12 protein-coding genes and 1 tRNA gene are annotated in these 14,787 nt (G+C 65.2%); 11 read left to right on the forward strand and 2 right to left on the reverse strand.

What is annotated here, in order from left to right:
- Positions 1 to 4: 4 nt before the first annotated feature.
- The gene (gene gloB / locus CAL22_RS03130; protein WP_094810264.1) at positions 5 to 814 is read right to left on the reverse strand and encodes a hydroxyacylglutathione hydrolase; all 810 of its coding nucleotides are present in this window, start codon (positions 812 to 814) and stop codon (positions 5 to 7) included.
- Positions 815 to 831: 17 nt separating this feature from the next.
- Between gloB and CAL22_RS03135 the strand changes: the two genes are divergently transcribed.
- From CAL22_RS03135 to CAL22_RS03185, 11 genes are all read left to right on the forward strand, one after another.
- The gene (locus CAL22_RS03135; protein WP_094810266.1) at positions 832 to 1,596 is read left to right on the forward strand and encodes a class I SAM-dependent methyltransferase; all 765 of its coding nucleotides are present in this window, start codon (positions 832 to 834) and stop codon (positions 1,594 to 1,596) included.
- A gap of 68 nt (positions 1,597 to 1,664) precedes the next feature.
- A complete protein-coding gene (rnhA, locus tag CAL22_RS03140; protein WP_094810268.1) occupies positions 1,665 to 2,126 on the forward strand; it encodes a ribonuclease HI in 462 nt (153 codons plus the stop codon).
- Positions 2,127 to 2,251: 125 nt separating this feature from the next.
- Positions 2,252 to 3,334: an efflux RND transporter periplasmic adaptor subunit gene (locus tag CAL22_RS03145; RefSeq protein WP_094810269.1), complete on the forward strand. Its 1,083-nt coding sequence runs from the start codon at positions 2,252 to 2,254 to the stop codon at positions 3,332 to 3,334.
- Positions 3,335 to 3,349: 15 nt separating this feature from the next.
- Positions 3,350 to 6,418, forward strand: a complete 3,069-nt coding sequence (locus tag CAL22_RS03150; protein ID WP_094810271.1) for an efflux RND transporter permease subunit — start codon at positions 3,350 to 3,352, stop codon at positions 6,416 to 6,418.
- A gap of 6 nt (positions 6,419 to 6,424) precedes the next feature.
- A complete protein-coding gene (dnaQ, locus tag CAL22_RS03155) occupies positions 6,425 to 7,159 on the forward strand; it encodes a DNA polymerase III subunit epsilon (protein ID WP_094810273.1) in 735 nt (244 codons plus the stop codon).
- 49 nt (positions 7,160 to 7,208) lie between these two features.
- A tRNA-Val gene (locus CAL22_RS03160) sits at positions 7,209 to 7,283 on the forward strand.
- A 503-nt stretch (positions 7,284 to 7,786) separates the two neighbouring features.
- The gene (locus CAL22_RS03165; protein WP_094810275.1) at positions 7,787 to 8,773 is read left to right on the forward strand and encodes an HlyD family secretion protein; all 987 of its coding nucleotides are present in this window, start codon (positions 7,787 to 7,789) and stop codon (positions 8,771 to 8,773) included.
- Between the two features lie 5 nt (positions 8,774 to 8,778).
- Entirely contained in the window at positions 8,779 to 11,502 is a 2,724-nt protein-coding gene (gene rbbA / locus CAL22_RS03170; RefSeq protein ID WP_094810277.1) for a ribosome-associated ATPase/putative transporter RbbA, read from the forward strand.
- A 1-nt stretch (position 11,503) separates the two neighbouring features.
- A complete protein-coding gene (locus CAL22_RS03175) occupies positions 11,504 to 12,631 on the forward strand; it encodes an ABC transporter permease (RefSeq protein ID WP_094810278.1) in 1,128 nt (375 codons plus the stop codon).
- Between the two features lie 4 nt (positions 12,632 to 12,635).
- Positions 12,636 to 14,054 carry an efflux transporter outer membrane subunit gene (locus tag CAL22_RS03180; RefSeq protein WP_094810280.1) on the forward strand — a complete coding sequence of 473 codons (1,419 nt, stop codon included), beginning with the start codon at positions 12,636 to 12,638 and terminating at the stop codon, positions 14,052 to 14,054.
- Between the two features lie 4 nt (positions 14,055 to 14,058).
- Entirely contained in the window at positions 14,059 to 14,235 is a 177-nt protein-coding gene (locus CAL22_RS03185; protein WP_094810282.1) for a hypothetical protein, read from the forward strand.
- Here CAL22_RS03185 and CAL22_RS03190 read toward each other — a convergent pair.
- Positions 14,229 to 14,744 (reverse strand): GNAT family N-acetyltransferase, encoded by a 516-nt coding sequence (locus CAL22_RS03190; RefSeq protein ID WP_094810284.1) that lies wholly within the window; start codon positions 14,742 to 14,744, stop codon positions 14,229 to 14,231. The two genes, CAL22_RS03185 and CAL22_RS03190, sit on opposite strands and share 7 nt — an antisense overlap.
- Positions 14,745 to 14,787 lie beyond the last annotated feature (43 nt).

The raw sequence follows: 14,787 nt of genomic DNA on the forward strand, positions 1-14,787 counted from the left end.
TGGTTCACTTGAAGTTGTTCTTCCAGTCGCGCAGGGCAGCAAAGACATCCACGGAGCTGGACAGCGGGTGTCCGGCCCAGGTTAGGGCGGCTTTGGCTACTTCTGCCTGTTGGGTACGCAAAAACGGATTGGTGGCCCTTTCCTTGCCGATGCTGGTGGGCAGGGTGGGGCGGCCGTCTGCACGCATTTGGCGGGCCTGCTCCTGCCACAGTTGCAGGGCAGGATTGGCTGGCTCAACCGTTGTGGCCCAGCGCAAATTCGCTAGAGTGTACTCGTGTGCGCAGAAAACCTGTGTATCTTCCGGTAAAGTCCCCAATTTCTCCAGGGAGGCGTGCATCTGCGCCGGGGTGCCCTCGAACAGCCGGCCACAGCCGCCCGCAAAGAGGGTGTCGCCACAGAAGAGCAGCGGCAGGTCGCCCGCATGGCCGACGTAGGCGATATGGCCCGCGGTGTGGCCCGGCACGTCCAGCACGGTCAGGGAAAGTCCCAATTCGGGGATATCCACCAGGTCGCCCTCCTGCATGCGGAAATCGCAATGCGGCAGGGACTCGCGCGCCGGCCCGTAGACCGGCACCGCCGCGGCGGCGCGCAGTTGGAGCACGCCGCCCACGTGATCGGCATGGTGATGCGTGAGTAGAATGGCGCGCAGTCGCAGCCCATGCCGTTGCAGGAAATCCTGCACGGGCTGGGCCTGGCCGGGGTCCACCACGACGGCGTCGCCGTCACGGACCACCGCCCATATATAGTTGTCGGTGAAGGCCTCGATGGGCACGACCAGGCTGGCATGGCCCGAAGTCAGTGTGTGGGCGGGCATCGTATGAGGAGGGCGAAGTGGCGGAAATGACAGCGCCGATTGTAGAACTGGCCGAGTGGTTTGAGACTCCGCCGGGCAAATATGTCCTGGACTGGGAGCGCGCCCGCTTCGACGAAGCGGTGGCCGACGTCTTTGGTTTTTACGCCTGGCAGATGGGATTGAGCGCGCCCGATCTGCTGCTGAACAACCGCATGCCCTTCAAGGGCTGGATCGGCGCCGAGCCGGTCGAGGGCGGAGTCAATTGGCAGGCGCGGGTGGTGGCGCAGCCGGAGCTCCTGCCGTTCGAATCGCAAAGCGTGGACCTGCTGCTCTTGCCCCATGTGCTGGAGTGCGCCGAGGCGCCGCACCTGGTGCTGCGCGAGGCCGAACGCGTGCTCATGCCCGAAGGGCGGGTGGTGATCTCCGGCTTCAATCCCTGGAGCTTGTGGGGCGTGCGCAATGCGCTGCCCGGCATGGAGCCCTGGCTGCCCGTGCCCTTGAAATCCCAGGTCTCGCTGCCCCGCTTGCGCGATTGGCTCAAGCTGCTGTCCTTCGAGGCCGACCGCGGGCGGCACGGGCGCTTTGCGCCGGCTTGCCGTAGCGAGCAATGGCTACAGCGCTGGCATTTCATGGAAGCGATGGGCGAGCGCTGGTGGCGCATGGGCGGGGCGGTCTATGTCGTGTCGGCCGTCAAGCGGGTGGGCGGGATGCGTCTGATCGGGCCGGCCTGGAAGAAAAAGCCCAAAGCCGCCCAGGCCGCTCAAGTCGTGGTCAACCGCCAGGCCTCCGACGGCGGCAGCTAGGCGCCGCGCGCGCTGCAAGGGCGGCCGAAATCCAGTATCTTCTTTGGCCTGTTTTCTGATGGAATGCCATGTCGACCCCTGCTGCAACTGCCGATCTTGTTGAAATGTGGACCGATGGAGCCTGCAAAGGCAACCCCGGGCCGGGCGGCTGGGGCGTTCTCATGCGCAGCGGCAGCCACGAAAAAACCTTCTTCGGCGGCGACCCCAACACCACCAACAACCGCATGGAGATCCTGGCCGTCGTCGAAGGCTTGCGCGCGCTCAAGCGGCCGTGCACCGTCGTCGTTCATACCGATTCGCAATATGTCATGAAAGGCATGACGGAATGGCTGCCCAACTGGAAGCGGCGCGGCTGGCTCACCGCCGACAAAAAACCGGTCAAGAATGTCGAGCTCTGGCAGGACCTGGATGCCCAGGTCGCCCGCCATCGCGTCAGCTGGCGTTGGGTGCGCGGCCACAACGGGGATCCGGGCAACGAGATGGCCGATATGCTGGCCAACCAGGGTGTGGCCAGCGTCGCCAGGCGCTGAGTCCAGGGGAAACTCCCTAGGGAATTGGCGGCCTGGCCTGTCCCCGGAGATAAGTCCGGATGCTACAGTGCCATGCTCCCATTCCATGCCGGCGGGTTTCATTTGCTGGCGCTTCACATCCCAGCATGAAAAAAGCAGCATTGCTCGCCACCCTCGTGGTTGGTCTGGCCGCTGGGGCGGCCGCGGGTGTTTATCTGCCCCGTTGGTTCGCCGCGTCAGCCAGCGCGCCCGCCAAGCCGGCCGCCGCGCCGGCTGCCCCGAGCGCCACGCGCGTGGAGGTCGCCAAGGTCGAAGAACAACCCTTCGCGCGCGGCCTGTCCGCCGTCGGCAGCCTGCGCTCGGATGAGTCGGTGGTCTTGCGCCCCGAAGTCGCCGGCCGTATCCAGAAAATCGATTTCAGAGAAGGCGAGGCCGTCGCGGGCAATCAGGTGTTGATACGCCTGGACGATTCGGTGCCGAGCGCCGAACTGCAGCAGGCACGCGCCAATCTCGCGCTGGCCGAAAGCCAGTACCGGCGGGCCGTCGATCTGCACGGCCGGGGCTTCGTCAGCCAGCAGGCGCGCGATGAGTCGGCCAGCACCTTGAAGATTCAGCAGGCCGCCGCCGCCCTGGCGCAAGCCAAGCTCGACAAAATGACCATCCGTGCGCCCTTCGCGGGCATGGTCGGTCTGCGCAATGTGTCGGTGGGCGATTACGTCAATCAGGGGCAGGATCTGGCGCCGCTGGAGGCCATCGATCCGCTGAAAGTGGACTTTCGCGTGCCGGAGATGTATCTGAGCAAGCTCAAGGCCGGCCAGTCGTTGGGCGTCAGGCTCGATGCCTTGCCGGGCCAGGAGCGCAGCGGCCAGGTCTATGCCGTGAGCCCGCTGGTCGACGCCGGCGGCCGATCCATCCTGCTGCGCGCCACGGTTCCCAACGCCGATCATGTGCTGCGCCCCGGGATGTTCGCCCGCGTGCAATTACAGTTTGGCCAGGATCGCGCCCTGGTCGTGCCGGAAGCGGCGCTCGCGCCGGCCGGGCAGAGCCAGTATGTCTTTCGCGTGCGCGATGGCCGGGCCGAGAAGATCGAAGTGGGGGTGGGCGAGCGCCGCGAGGGGCGCGCCGAGATCCTGACCGGGCTGGGCGCGGGCGACCAGGTCGTCATTGCCGGGCTGCAGCGTCTGACCGACGGCGCGCCGGTGTCGATTGTCAACGGCGGGGCCAAGTAAGCCAGGAGGCCAGCCATGGTCATATCCGAAATCTGTATCCGCAGGCCGGTATTCGCCTCGGTGCTGTCGCTGATCATCATCCTGGTCGGCCTGATCTCCTACTCGCGCCTGACGGTGCGCGAGTATCCCAAGATCGATGAACCCATCGTCTCGGTCGACACCACTTACAAAGGCGCGTCGCCGGAGGTCATCGAGTCGCAGGTCACCAAACCGCTGGAAGATCAGCTGGCGGGCATCGAGGGCGTGGACGTGATGACCTCGCGCAGCCGCTCTGAGCGCAGCCTGATCAACATCAAATTCAATCTGTCGCGCAGCCCCGACGCGGCCGCCGCCGAGGTGCGCGACAAAGTCTCGCGCGCACGCCGCTTCTTGCCCGATGAAATCGATGAGCCCATCATCGGCAAGGTCGAGGCGGACTCGCAGCCCATCATCTACATCGCCGTCGAGTCGGGCCCCTATTCGGCCATCCAGACCTCCGACTACATCAACCGGTACATCAAGACACGCCTGTCGGTGCTGCCGGGCGCGGCCGAGGTGCGGGTCTTCGGCGAGCGGCTGCCTTCCATGCGCATCTATGTGGATCGGGACAAGCTGGCCGGCTATAACCTCACGGTGCAGGACGTCGAGGCCGCGCTGCGCAGCCAGAACGTGGAGATTCCTGCCGGGCGGATCGAGTCGCGGGCGCGTGAATTTTCGGTGGTGTCCTCGACCGATCTGCAGACCATCCCGCAGTTCGAGAACATCATCATCGCCAATGTCAAAGGCTACCCCGTGCGCTTGCGCGATGTGGCCCGGGTGCAGATCGACGCGGCCAACGATCGCGTGCTCTCGCGCTTCAATGGCAAAAATGCCATCAATATCGGCATCACGCGCCAGTCCACGGCCAATCCGCTGGAGCTGTCCGCCGCGGCCCGCCAGGAGGTCGAGCGCCTGAACGAAAGCCTGCCGGCCGGCATGAAGCTGAGCATTTCCTACGACACCTCTGTGTTCATCGAGCGCTCGATCGATTCGGTCTATCACACCATCATCGAGGCGATCGTCCTGGTGGTGCTGGTGATCTTTTTCTTTTTGCGCAATCTGCGCGCCAGTCTGGTGCCCATCGTCACCATTCCGGTATCCCTGATCGGCGCCTGCGCCATCATGTATATGTTTGGTTTTTCCATCAACACGCTCACCCTGCTGGCCATGGTGCTGGCCATCGGACTGGTGGTCGACGATGCCATCGTGGTGCTGGAAAACATCTTCCGCCATATCGAAAACGGCATGCCGCGCCGCCAGGCCGCCATCCAGGGGTCGCGCGAGATCGGCTTCGCGGTGGTGGCGATGACGATGACACTGGTCACGGTCTACGCGCCGCTGGCCTTCGCCACCGGCCGCACCGGACGGCTGTTTATCGAGTTCGCCCTGACCCTGGCCGCGGCGGTGCTGGTGTCGGGGTTCGTGGCGCTGACGCTCACCCCCATGATGTGCTCGCTGCTGCTGCGGCACCAGACCAGCCATAACCGTGCCTACAACCTGATCGAAGGCTGGCTCGATGCGCTGGGCCGCGGCTATCGGCGCTCGCTGGCCTGGTCGCTGGCGCATCGCGGCGTGGTGATCGCCATCGGCCTGGTCGTCGCCCTGGCCAGCGGCGTGCTGTTCAAAGTGGTCAAGAGCGAGCTCACCCCCATCGAGGACCGCGGTGTCATCTTCGGCATCGTCACCTCACCCGAGGGGGCCACCCTGGGCTACACGCTCGACAACATGCTGGCGATCGAGAAGTTCTACGAAACCATCCCCGAAGCCAGCGTCAGCCAGACCACGGTGGGGTTTCCCACGGTCACCGACGGCACGGCCATTTTGCGCCTCAAACCCTGGGAAGAGCGGACGCGCCGGCAGCAGGACATTACGCGCGAACTGCAACCCAAGTTCTCGTCGCTGCCGGGAGTGCGCGCCTTCCCGACCAATCCGCCGTCGCTGGGCCAGTCGGCCCGCTCCAAACCGGTGGAGTTCATCATCATGAGCCAGGCGCCTTATCCAGAGCTGGCCAAGCTGGTGGGGCGCTTCCTGGACGGGCTGCGCGACTATCCGGGGCTGCAGAACCTGGATACGGATCTGCGCCTGAACACGCCCGAGCTGCGCGTGCACGTGGACCGCGACAAGATGTCCGATGTCGGCGCCAGCGTCGACGTGGTCGGGCGCACACTGGAATCCATGCTGGGGGGGCGCCAGGTCACCCGCTACAAGGACGAGGGCGAGCAGTACGATGTGATCGTGCAGGTCACGCCGCGCGATCGCGCCACGCCCACCGATATCTCCGGCATCTATGTGCGGGCCCGCGATGGCAGCATGGTGCAACTGGATAATCTGCTGGCGGTGCGCGAAGGCGTGTCGCCCCAGTCGCTGAATCACTTCAACCGGCTGCGGGCAGTCAAGGTCGACGCCTCGGTGGCGCCGGGTTACGCCTTGGGCGAAGTGCTGGACCATATGCATGAGGTGGCGCGTGAGGTCCTGCCGCATACCGTGGTCACGGATCTGGACGGCCAGTCGCGCGAGTTCCGCGACTCCTCCGGCAGCATCTACCTGGTGTTCGCCATGGCGCTGGCCTTCATCTATCTGGTGTTGGCGGCCCAGTTCGAGAGCTGGCGCAATCCCTTCATCATCATGCTGTCCGTGCCCCTGTCCATGACGGGCGCGCTGCTGGCGCTGTGGCTGACCGGCGGCACCTTGTCCATCTACAGCCAGATCGGCCTGATCACCCTGGTGGGCCTGATCACCAAGCATGGCATTCTGATCGTGGAGTTCGCCAATCAGTTGCGCGAAGAGGGCCATGACGTCATGCACGCCGTGGTCGAGGCCAGCGTGCTGCGCCTGCGGCCGATTCTGATGACCACCGGCGCCATGGTGCTGGGCACGGTTCCGCTGGCGCTGGCCAATGGCGCCGGGGCGGAATCGCGGCAACAAATCGGCTGGGTGCTGGTCGGCGGGCTCAGCCTGGGTACACTATTGACCTTGTTCGTGGTGCCGGTGGCGTATTCGCTCATCGTCTCCACCCGGCCCGCCCCCGAGGGCAAACCGGCCGCATCCTCACCCGTTTCAGAGTAGCCCGCCATGCGTCAGATCATCTTCGATACCGAAACCACCGGCCTGGATCCCGCGCAGGGTCACCGCATCGTGGAAATCGGTTGCGTGGAGATCGTCAATCGCACGGTGACCGGCCGCAATCTGCACCTCTACCTCAATCCCGATCGCGACAGCGACCCCGAGGCTCTGGCCGTGCACGGGCTGACCACGGAGTTTCTCGCCGACAAACCGCGTTTCGGCGAGGTGGCCCGGCAGTTCATCACCTTCATCGAAGGTGCCGAACTCATCGCGCACAACGCAGGTTTCGACGTCAAGTTCTTCAATGCCGAGCTGCAGAAGGCCGGCCTCAAGAGCCTGGACAGCTACTGCGACAGCGTCGTGGATTCGCTGGCCCATGCGCGCACGCTGTATCCGGGCAAGCGCAATTCGCTCGATGCGCTGTGCGACCGCTATGGCATTTCCAATGCCCACCGCACGCTGCACGGCGCCTTGCTGGACTCGCAGTTGCTGGCCGAGGTGTGGTTGGCGATGACGCGCGGGCAGGATGCCCTGCTGATTGATGTGGACGACGCGCAGGGCGCGGGCGGCGCTCAGGTCGAACTCAGCCGCTTCGACGCTTCCGTGCTGCCGGTCATCGCCGCCCGTGACGAAGAGCTCGCCGAGCACGATGCGTACCTGGCGGCCCTCGATAAATCCGTGGGCGGCGCCTGCCTGTGGCGCACCCTCGACGCGGCCGAGACGGCACAGCCGCAGCCGGCCTGAGTTGATTTGCGCACGTGTAAAAAAGCGTGCTAGAATCTCGCTTCTTTCAGGGTGGTTAGCTCAGTGGTAGAGCACTGCCTTCACACGGCAGGGGTCACAAGTTCGAAACTTGTACCACCCACCAGACACCTGAGAAAGCCCGCTAAAAGCCTGCCTTTTGGCGGGCTTTTTCTTTTTCCGGCGCCGGATGTGGCGCCCCGGGTGCCGGTATCGCCCGATGCCGCCAGTCTGGCCAGGCCTACCCAGCCGGGCCCTTGATTGCCGGCGCGACACCCTGCGCGACACCCTGCGCGACGGAATCCATGGCCAAAGCCACGACGCAACGCACGGTAGAACACAGGGCAAGCCCTGCCGATTGCGGACTGGGCGCATGCCCGTACAGCGTATCGGTCACTTGACGCATGGGCGCGATTTTCGTGTATGTTCAGGCCAAGCCTGCTGCGCCTTTTGGCAGAGCTTGATCTGACGCAAGGCCAGGCAGACCTGTGCGCCGCACAGGGGCAGCCAATGGATAACATGACGGTGTTGGGCGGATAAGCAGGCTGAATCACGAGCGTGGTGGATTCTCTTCGCGCGGCTGATGACGGCTTTTTCCGTCTTGCATCTGCCGTAAGTCGTGGAGATCGGATGAAAAAGTCGCTGGTTTGGGGATCGGTGGCCGTGCTGGTTGTCGTGGCTGCCGTGGGGGCGGTCTGGGTCAATCAGCACCAGGGGCAAGGGCTGCCGGAAAATATCGGCAGCGCCAACGGGCGGCTCGAAGTGGGCCGGATCGATATCGCCACCAAGTACGCCGGGCGCTTGCGCGAGTTGCTGGCCCGTGAGGGCGACACCGTGACGGCCGATCAGGTGCTGGCGCGGCTGGATACCACCGAATTGCGCACCCAGCTTGCCGCGGCTCAGGCCGCTCACGGCCGTGCCGATCAGGCCGTCGCACGTGCCCAGGCGGAAACCGACGCCCGCCAGGCGCGCCAAAAGCTGGCGCAGATAGAGCTGAAGCAAACCCAGGGGCTGCGCAGCGACGCGCTGGTCTCCAATATCGAGTTGCAACGCCGCCAGTTGTCCCTGCAGGGCGAGAGCGCGGGTGTCGCCGCGGCCGGGGCGGCCGTGGGCGAGGCCAAAGCCGCCGGCACCGAAGCCCAGGCGCAGATCGCCAGAATCCAGAGCGTGATCGATGACATGGACCTGCGCGCGCCCGTGCCGGGCCGCATCGAGTACCGCATCGTGGAGGTCGGGGCAGTTTTGCCCGCTGGCGGGCGCATCCTCACGCTGCTCAATACCGCCGACGTATACATGACGGTTTTCTGGCCTGCCCGGGTGGCGGGCCATTTGCGCCTGGGGCAGGACGCCCGCTTGGTGCTCGACGGCATGCCGGGCGCGGTGTTTCCGGCCAAAGTGGGTTTCGTGGCTGCCGAAGCGCAATTCACGCCCAAGTATGTCGAGACCGTCAACGAGCGCGACAAGCTGATGTATCGCGTCAAGCTGCAAGTGCCCGTGGACATCGCCAATCGCTATTCCGGGCTGCTCAAGGCCGGCATGACGGGCAATGGCTACGTCAATCTGCAGGCTGATGCGGCCTGGCCCGCGGAGCTGGACGTGTCGTTGCCCAAGGAGTGAGCGCGATGGATGAAGCCATCGTCGTCGAGCAGGTCTCGCACCGCTATGGCGCGATCTGGGCGCTGCACGAGGTGTCCTTTGCGCTGCCCAAGGGCAAGACCATAGGCATGATCGGCCCGGATGGAGTGGGCAAGTCCACCCTGTTGTCGCTGATCGCCGGCGTCAAACGCCAGCAGGCGGGCAAACTCCAGGTGCTGGGCGGGGATATCGCCGACCGCGAGTTTCGCACTGCCTTGGCGTCACGGCTGGCGTTCATGCCGCAAGGCCTGGGCCGCAATCTCTATCCCACGCTGTCCGTGTACGAGAACGTGGATTTCTTTGCGCGCCTCTACGGTCTGAATCCCCAGCAACGTAAGACCCGCATCGAGCGTCTGCTCGGCGCCACGGCGCTGACGCCTTTCGCCGACCGGCCGGCGGGCAAGCTTTCCGGCGGCATGAAACAAAAGCTCAGCCTGTGCTGCGCCCTGGTGCACAACCCCGAGCTGCTCATCCTGGACGAACCCACAACCGGGGTCGACCCGCTGTCGCGCCGGCAGTTCTGGACGCTGATCGATTCCCTGCGCGCCGAACTGCCTGGCATGACGGTCTTGGTGGCCACCGCCTACATGGAGGAAGCCGAGCGCTTCGAATACCTGGTGGCCCTGGACGCCGGCAAAGTGCTGGTATGTGACGACACCCGGGCCGTCATGCAGCGGCAGGGCGCGCAGACGCTGGAGGAGGCTTATATCAGCCTGCTGCCGGCGGATCAGGCCGGCGAGCGCAAGCCGCTGGAGATCGCGCCGTTCGTCGCCCAGGAGGGGCCTCCGGCCATCGAGGCCGAAGCGCTCACGCGCAAGTTCGGCGACTTCGTGGCCGTGGACAACGTGAGTTTTCGGATCGAGCGCGGCGAGATTTTCGGCTTTCTGGGCTCCAACGGTTGCGGCAAGACCACGACCATGAAAATGCTCACCGGCCTGCTGGACGTCACCAGTGGCACGGCCAAGCTGCTGGGGCAGCCCGTTGATGCCGGCGACATGTCTACCCGCATGAAAGTCGGGTATATGTCGCAGGCGTTTTCGCTCTACGAAGAGCTCTCGGTGCGCAAGAATCTGGAGCTGCATGCGCACCTGTATCGGCTGGAGGGGCAGGCGGCCGTCCAGGCCGTGAACCACTCGCTGGAGCAATTCGAACTCAGCGAGGTGGCCGACAGCTACCCGTCCAGCCTGCCGCTGGGTATCCGCCAGCGCCTGCAACTCGCCGCGGCCTGCCTGCATGGGCCCGAGGTGCTCATCCTGGATGAGCCGACTTCGGGCGTGGATCCGGCCGCCCGCGATATGTTCTGGCGGCATCTGCTGCGGCTGTCGCGGCAGGAACACGTGACGATCTTCGTGTCGACGCACTTCATGAATGAAGCGCAGCGCTGCGATCGTATTTCCTTGATGCACCGTGGACGCGTGCTGGCCGTGGGGACGCCGCAATCGCTGACCGAGAGCCAGCATGCGCAGACGCTGGAAGACGCCTTCGTGGCCTATCTGGAGCAGGCCGATCCGCAGCAGAACGTCGAGCAGGCCAAAGCGGGCACCGCCGAGCTGGCCACCGACGACGAGATCGTGCACAGCGGCATGGCGGCCTGGTGGCGGCGCACCTGGGCGTTCGCCCAGCGCGAGTCGCTGGAGTTGCGGCGCGACCGGATGCGGCTGGCGTTCGCCCTGATCGGCCCCATCGTGCTGCTGTGCATTGCCGCCTGGAACGTCTCATTCGACGTCGAGAACATCCGTTATGCCGCGCTGGATCGCGACCAGAGCCTGGAAAGCCGGCGCCTGCTCGAACATTTTTCCGGTTCGCGCTATTTCCGCGAGGATGCCCCCCTGACCAATGACGCGGAGATCGTCGAGCGGCTGCGCGGCACGTCCGCCAAGCTCGTCATCGATATCCCGCCGGGATATGGCCGCGATCTGCTGGCCGGCCGCGCGCCGCAGATCGGGTTCTTTATCGATGGCGCTCAGCCCTTTACGGCCGAGAATGTGCGCGGCTATGTCACGGGCATCATGCTGGAATACACCGGCGGCCTCATGGCGGCCAGCCCGCAGGGCGGGCAGACGCTGCCCGTGCGGGTCGAATCGCGCTTCACGTTCAACCAGGAGTTTCGCAGCATCTACGCCATCACCCCCGGCATCGTGATGCTGGCCATGATCCTCATTCCCACCATGCTGACCGCGCTGGGTGTGGTCAGCGAAAAAGAGATGGGGTCGATCACCAATCTTTATGCTTCGCCGGCATCGGTGGGGCAGTATCTGCTGGGCAAGCAGATTCCTTATGTCGTGTTGGCCATGATGAGTTATCTCACCCTGGTCTTCCTGTGTATCGTGCTATTGCGCGTGCCCTTGCGCGGCGCTTTCCTGAGTATGTCTTTCGGGGCGCTGCTGTTCGTGCTGGCGGCAACCGCCCTGGGTTTGCTCATGTCCACCTTTGTGCGTTCGCAGGTCGCCGCCATCTTCGGCACCGCCATCATCTGCCTGATTCCTTCGGTCAATTTTTCCGGCCTGCTGTACCCGGTCTCGACGCTGACCGGCAGCGGTTACTGGGTGGGCGTGGGCTTTCCATCGTCGTGGTTTCAGGTGATCAGCCTGGGCGGATTCACCAAAGGGCTGGATTGGCGCAGCTTCCTGCCGATGTACGCGGCGCTGGCCGGGTTTGCGCTGGTCTACATGGGCGCGGCACGCCTGCTGTTGCGCAAGCAGGAGGCCTGAGATGCTGCAATGGATGCGCAATGTGATGCGCTTATGCGGCAAGGAGTTTCGCAGCCTGGCGCGCGACTACACCATGATGCTGCTCATCGTGTTCGCCTTTTCGGTGGCGATCTATTCGGTGGCCAGCGGCGTGAAGGCCGAGGTCGCGAATGCCTCGGTGGCCATGCTCGACAGCGACCGGTCCAATCTCTCGTTTCGCATCCGGGACGCCATTCAGCTGCCGTACTTCAAGCCGCCGGAATCCATCGTGCGGGAAGACGTCGATGATGCGCTGGACCATGGCCGTTATATCTTCGTGATCGAGATCCCGCCGAATTTCGAGCGCGATGTGCTGGCCGGCCGCCAGCCAGCGGTGCAGATCCTGGTCGACGCCACCGCCATGACCCAGGCCGGCCTGGGCATGACCTATCTGAACGAAATCATCGCCCGCGAAGTGCTGGGTTTTCTCAATGCCCAGGGCATCGCCTCGCAGCTGCCCGTGGTGTCGGTCACGCGCCAGTTGTTCAACCCCAACGCGCAATCGTCCTGGTACACGGCGGTGATGCAGATCGTGACCAACGTCACCGTGCTGTCCATCATCCTGGTGGGGGCGGCAGTCATCCGCGAACGCGAGCACGGCACGATGGAGCATTTGCTGGTCATGCCGGTGCGCGCCAGCGAGATCGCGATGGCGAAGATACTCTCCAATGGCGCGGTGATCCTGGTGGCCGCCATGCTGTCTTTGCGCTGGATCGTGCACGGCGGGTTGGGTATTCCCTTGCACGGCTCGCAGCTGCTGTTCATGGCCGGCCTGGCGATCTATCTGTTTTCGGTGACGGCCCTGGGCATGTATCTGGCCACGCTGGCGCCCACCATGGCGCAGTTCGGCCTGCTGTCGGTCCCGGTCTACGTGGTGGCCTATCTGCTGTCTGGCGCGGCCACTCCCGTCGAAAGCATGCCCGAGGTCATGCAGCAGATCGTCCCGATTCTTCCGACCACGCAGTTCGTCATGCTGACTCAGGCCATTCTGTACCGCGGAGCCGGCTTCGCCATTGTCTGGCCGCAGTTCCTGGCCATCGCGGTGTGCGGGGCGCTATTTCTCGGCTTGGCGCTGCGTCGTTTCCGTTCCATGTTGGCGCAGCAGGGATAGCCTCATGATTTCAACCCGACCCCTCGTTTCCCTATTACTGGTGTCGTCGCTGGCCGCCTGCGCGGTGCGGGTGGAGCCGCCGCCGCAGCGCGCCCTGCCGGAGCGCTTCGACCAGATGCCCGCCGACGCCACGCAGCAAGACCTGCAGGCCTGGTGGCTGGGCTGGCAGGATCCCGTCATGACGGCGCTCATCGAGCAGGGCCTGGCGCACAGCAACGATCTCAAACAGGCGGAGGCCAGCCTGCGCGAGGCCCGCGCCATGGCCGCCGTGGTCGACTCCGCGCTCTATCCCAATCTGGTGGCGCACGCCGGGGGACAGCGCGGCAAGGCCGAACTCAGAGAACCGCGCCCACTGCCGCGCGACACGGCCATGGTCACGGATTATCTGGCCGGGGTGGCGGCCGTCTGGGAGGTGGATATCTTTGGCGGGCGCCGCAGCGACGCCGTGGCGGCCAGCGAGTCCGCCTTGGGCGCTGAGCAGCGCCTGTACGGCGCGCGCATGCTCGTCGCGGCGGATATCGCACAGGCCTATCTCGAGGCGCGCGGCCTGCAGGCGCGCTTGCGTGTGCTGGACACCAGTATCGTCGCCAGCGACAAACTGCTGCGCTATGCCAAGGGCCGCTTCGGCGCCGGGCAGGTGACTCGCTACGAAGTGGACCGGGCTCAGGCCCAGGCCGAGAATATCCGCGCTCAGCGCCCGCTGCTGGTCACGCAGTTCGATGTGCGGCTGCGCCGCCTAGCCGTCTTGACGGGGCAGCCGCCGCAGGCGCTGCGCGGCTTGCCGGAACTGCCCGCGACGGCCGTCGTGCCGGCGGCGCCGGGCGGCATGCTGCCTTCGGACGTGCTGGCCCGCCGGCCCGATGTGCGTGGCCGCGGACACGAAGTCAGCGCCTATGCGGCCCGGCTGGGCAGCGCCAAGGCGGATTGGCTGCCGCGCTTTTCGATCAATTTTCTGCTGCGCGACGGGCGCCTGGATATTGCCGGCCTGCCGGTGCTGCAGGGCACCGCCGGCCTGTTCGGGGTGGGGGTGACGCTGCCCATCTTCACGGCCGGGCGCATCGCGGCCAATGTCGAGGCCGCCGATGCCCGTCTGCAGGGCGCCTTGGCGCGTTACGATCAGAGTATCCTGGACGCATTGCAGGACGTCGATAACGCTTATGGCATGCGACGCGGGCTGGATGCGCGCGAGGCGTTGCTGGTGCAGGCTGCGGGCACGGCAAGGCGCAACGCCACGCAGGCGGGCCGGCTGTACGACGCGGGCAGGCAGACGCTTCAGGATGTGCTCGAAGCCCAGCTGGACTCCCTGCACCGCGAGGACGAACTGGCGCAGGTGCGAACCGCCCGCGCTCAGGTAACGGTCAAGCTGTACCAGGCCTTGGGTGGCGGCTGGAGCGAGGCCGAGACGATACGATCAGGAGAATAAGTCGATGCATCCGAATACCAACACCATGCTCATCATCGTGTGCCTGGCCGTGGCGCTCATGCTGGTGGGGTTTGGGCTGCGCGATCGCAATCTGGGCCTGGGATTGATGGGGCTGGGCCTGATCGTGGCCTTGCTGACCATTCTCTACAAGGCCTACATCACCTTCAGTTCTTTCTACTGATCCGGCAGGCTGCGGCTCATGTAGACCGCGCCTTCGCCGTAGCCGGCCAGCTTGGCGGCCAGCGCCGCCGACGCGGCGGCAGCCACATAGCCTTGTTTTTCCCAATAGGCCACGGCCGGCGCCAGCGATACGAGGCTGGCCCGGGTCAGCCCGGCCAGCGCCGCCGATCGGGCACTGTCACGCAGCATCAGCCTGGCGACGCCGGCGCCCTGCGCCCAGGGGGCCACCGCGCAATCATGGACAAACCAGCAGTCCGCATCGGCCGGCAAGGCCGCGAGCTGGCGGTTAAGCGCTGGCGGCAGCCCCGAGTTCCACGGGTAGGCGATCAGATAACCTGCCAGGCGCGGCCCGTGCAGGGCCACGCGGCAGGTCGCGGCGGCCAGGCCGAGCCGATTCAGAAAAAACGCCGCGGTTTCGTGCAGATCACCGGGATAAACCTCGGTCTGCAGGTGCAAAATCCGGGGCAGATCGTTGGCGTCCAGGGGGCGGCAGATCAGGTTTTCAAGCATAAATATAAATAAAATCAATAGCTTGCTGGAGTGTTTCGCGGCC

The organism is Bordetella genomosp. 12, from assembly GCF_002261355.1.
Classification (GTDB): domain Bacteria; phylum Pseudomonadota; class Gammaproteobacteria; order Burkholderiales; family Burkholderiaceae_B; genus Bordetella.

Coding starts and splice junctions, on each gene's coding strand:
- CAL22_RS03190 (WP_094810284.1), bottom strand. CDS start 14,744: ATGCTTGAAAACCTGATCTGCCGCCCCCTGGACGCCAACGATCTGCCC.
- gloB (WP_094810264.1), bottom strand. CDS start 814: ATGCCCGCCCACACACTGACTTCGGGCCATGCCAGCCTGGTCGTGCCC.
- rbbA (WP_094810277.1), top strand. CDS start 8,779: ATGGATGAAGCCATCGTCGTCGAGCAGGTCTCGCACCGCTATGGCGCG.
- dnaQ (WP_094810273.1), top strand. CDS start 6,425: ATGCGTCAGATCATCTTCGATACCGAAACCACCGGCCTGGATCCCGCG.
- rnhA (WP_094810268.1), top strand. CDS start 1,665: ATGTCGACCCCTGCTGCAACTGCCGATCTTGTTGAAATGTGGACCGAT.
- CAL22_RS03150 (WP_094810271.1), top strand. CDS start 3,350: ATGGTCATATCCGAAATCTGTATCCGCAGGCCGGTATTCGCCTCGGTG.
- CAL22_RS03165 (WP_094810275.1), top strand. CDS start 7,787: ATGAAAAAGTCGCTGGTTTGGGGATCGGTGGCCGTGCTGGTTGTCGTG.
- CAL22_RS03175 (WP_094810278.1), top strand. CDS start 11,504: ATGCTGCAATGGATGCGCAATGTGATGCGCTTATGCGGCAAGGAGTTT.
- CAL22_RS03185 (WP_094810282.1), top strand. CDS start 14,059: ATGCATCCGAATACCAACACCATGCTCATCATCGTGTGCCTGGCCGTG.
- CAL22_RS03145 (WP_094810269.1), top strand. CDS start 2,252: ATGAAAAAAGCAGCATTGCTCGCCACCCTCGTGGTTGGTCTGGCCGCT.
- CAL22_RS03180 (WP_094810280.1), top strand. CDS start 12,636: ATGATTTCAACCCGACCCCTCGTTTCCCTATTACTGGTGTCGTCGCTG.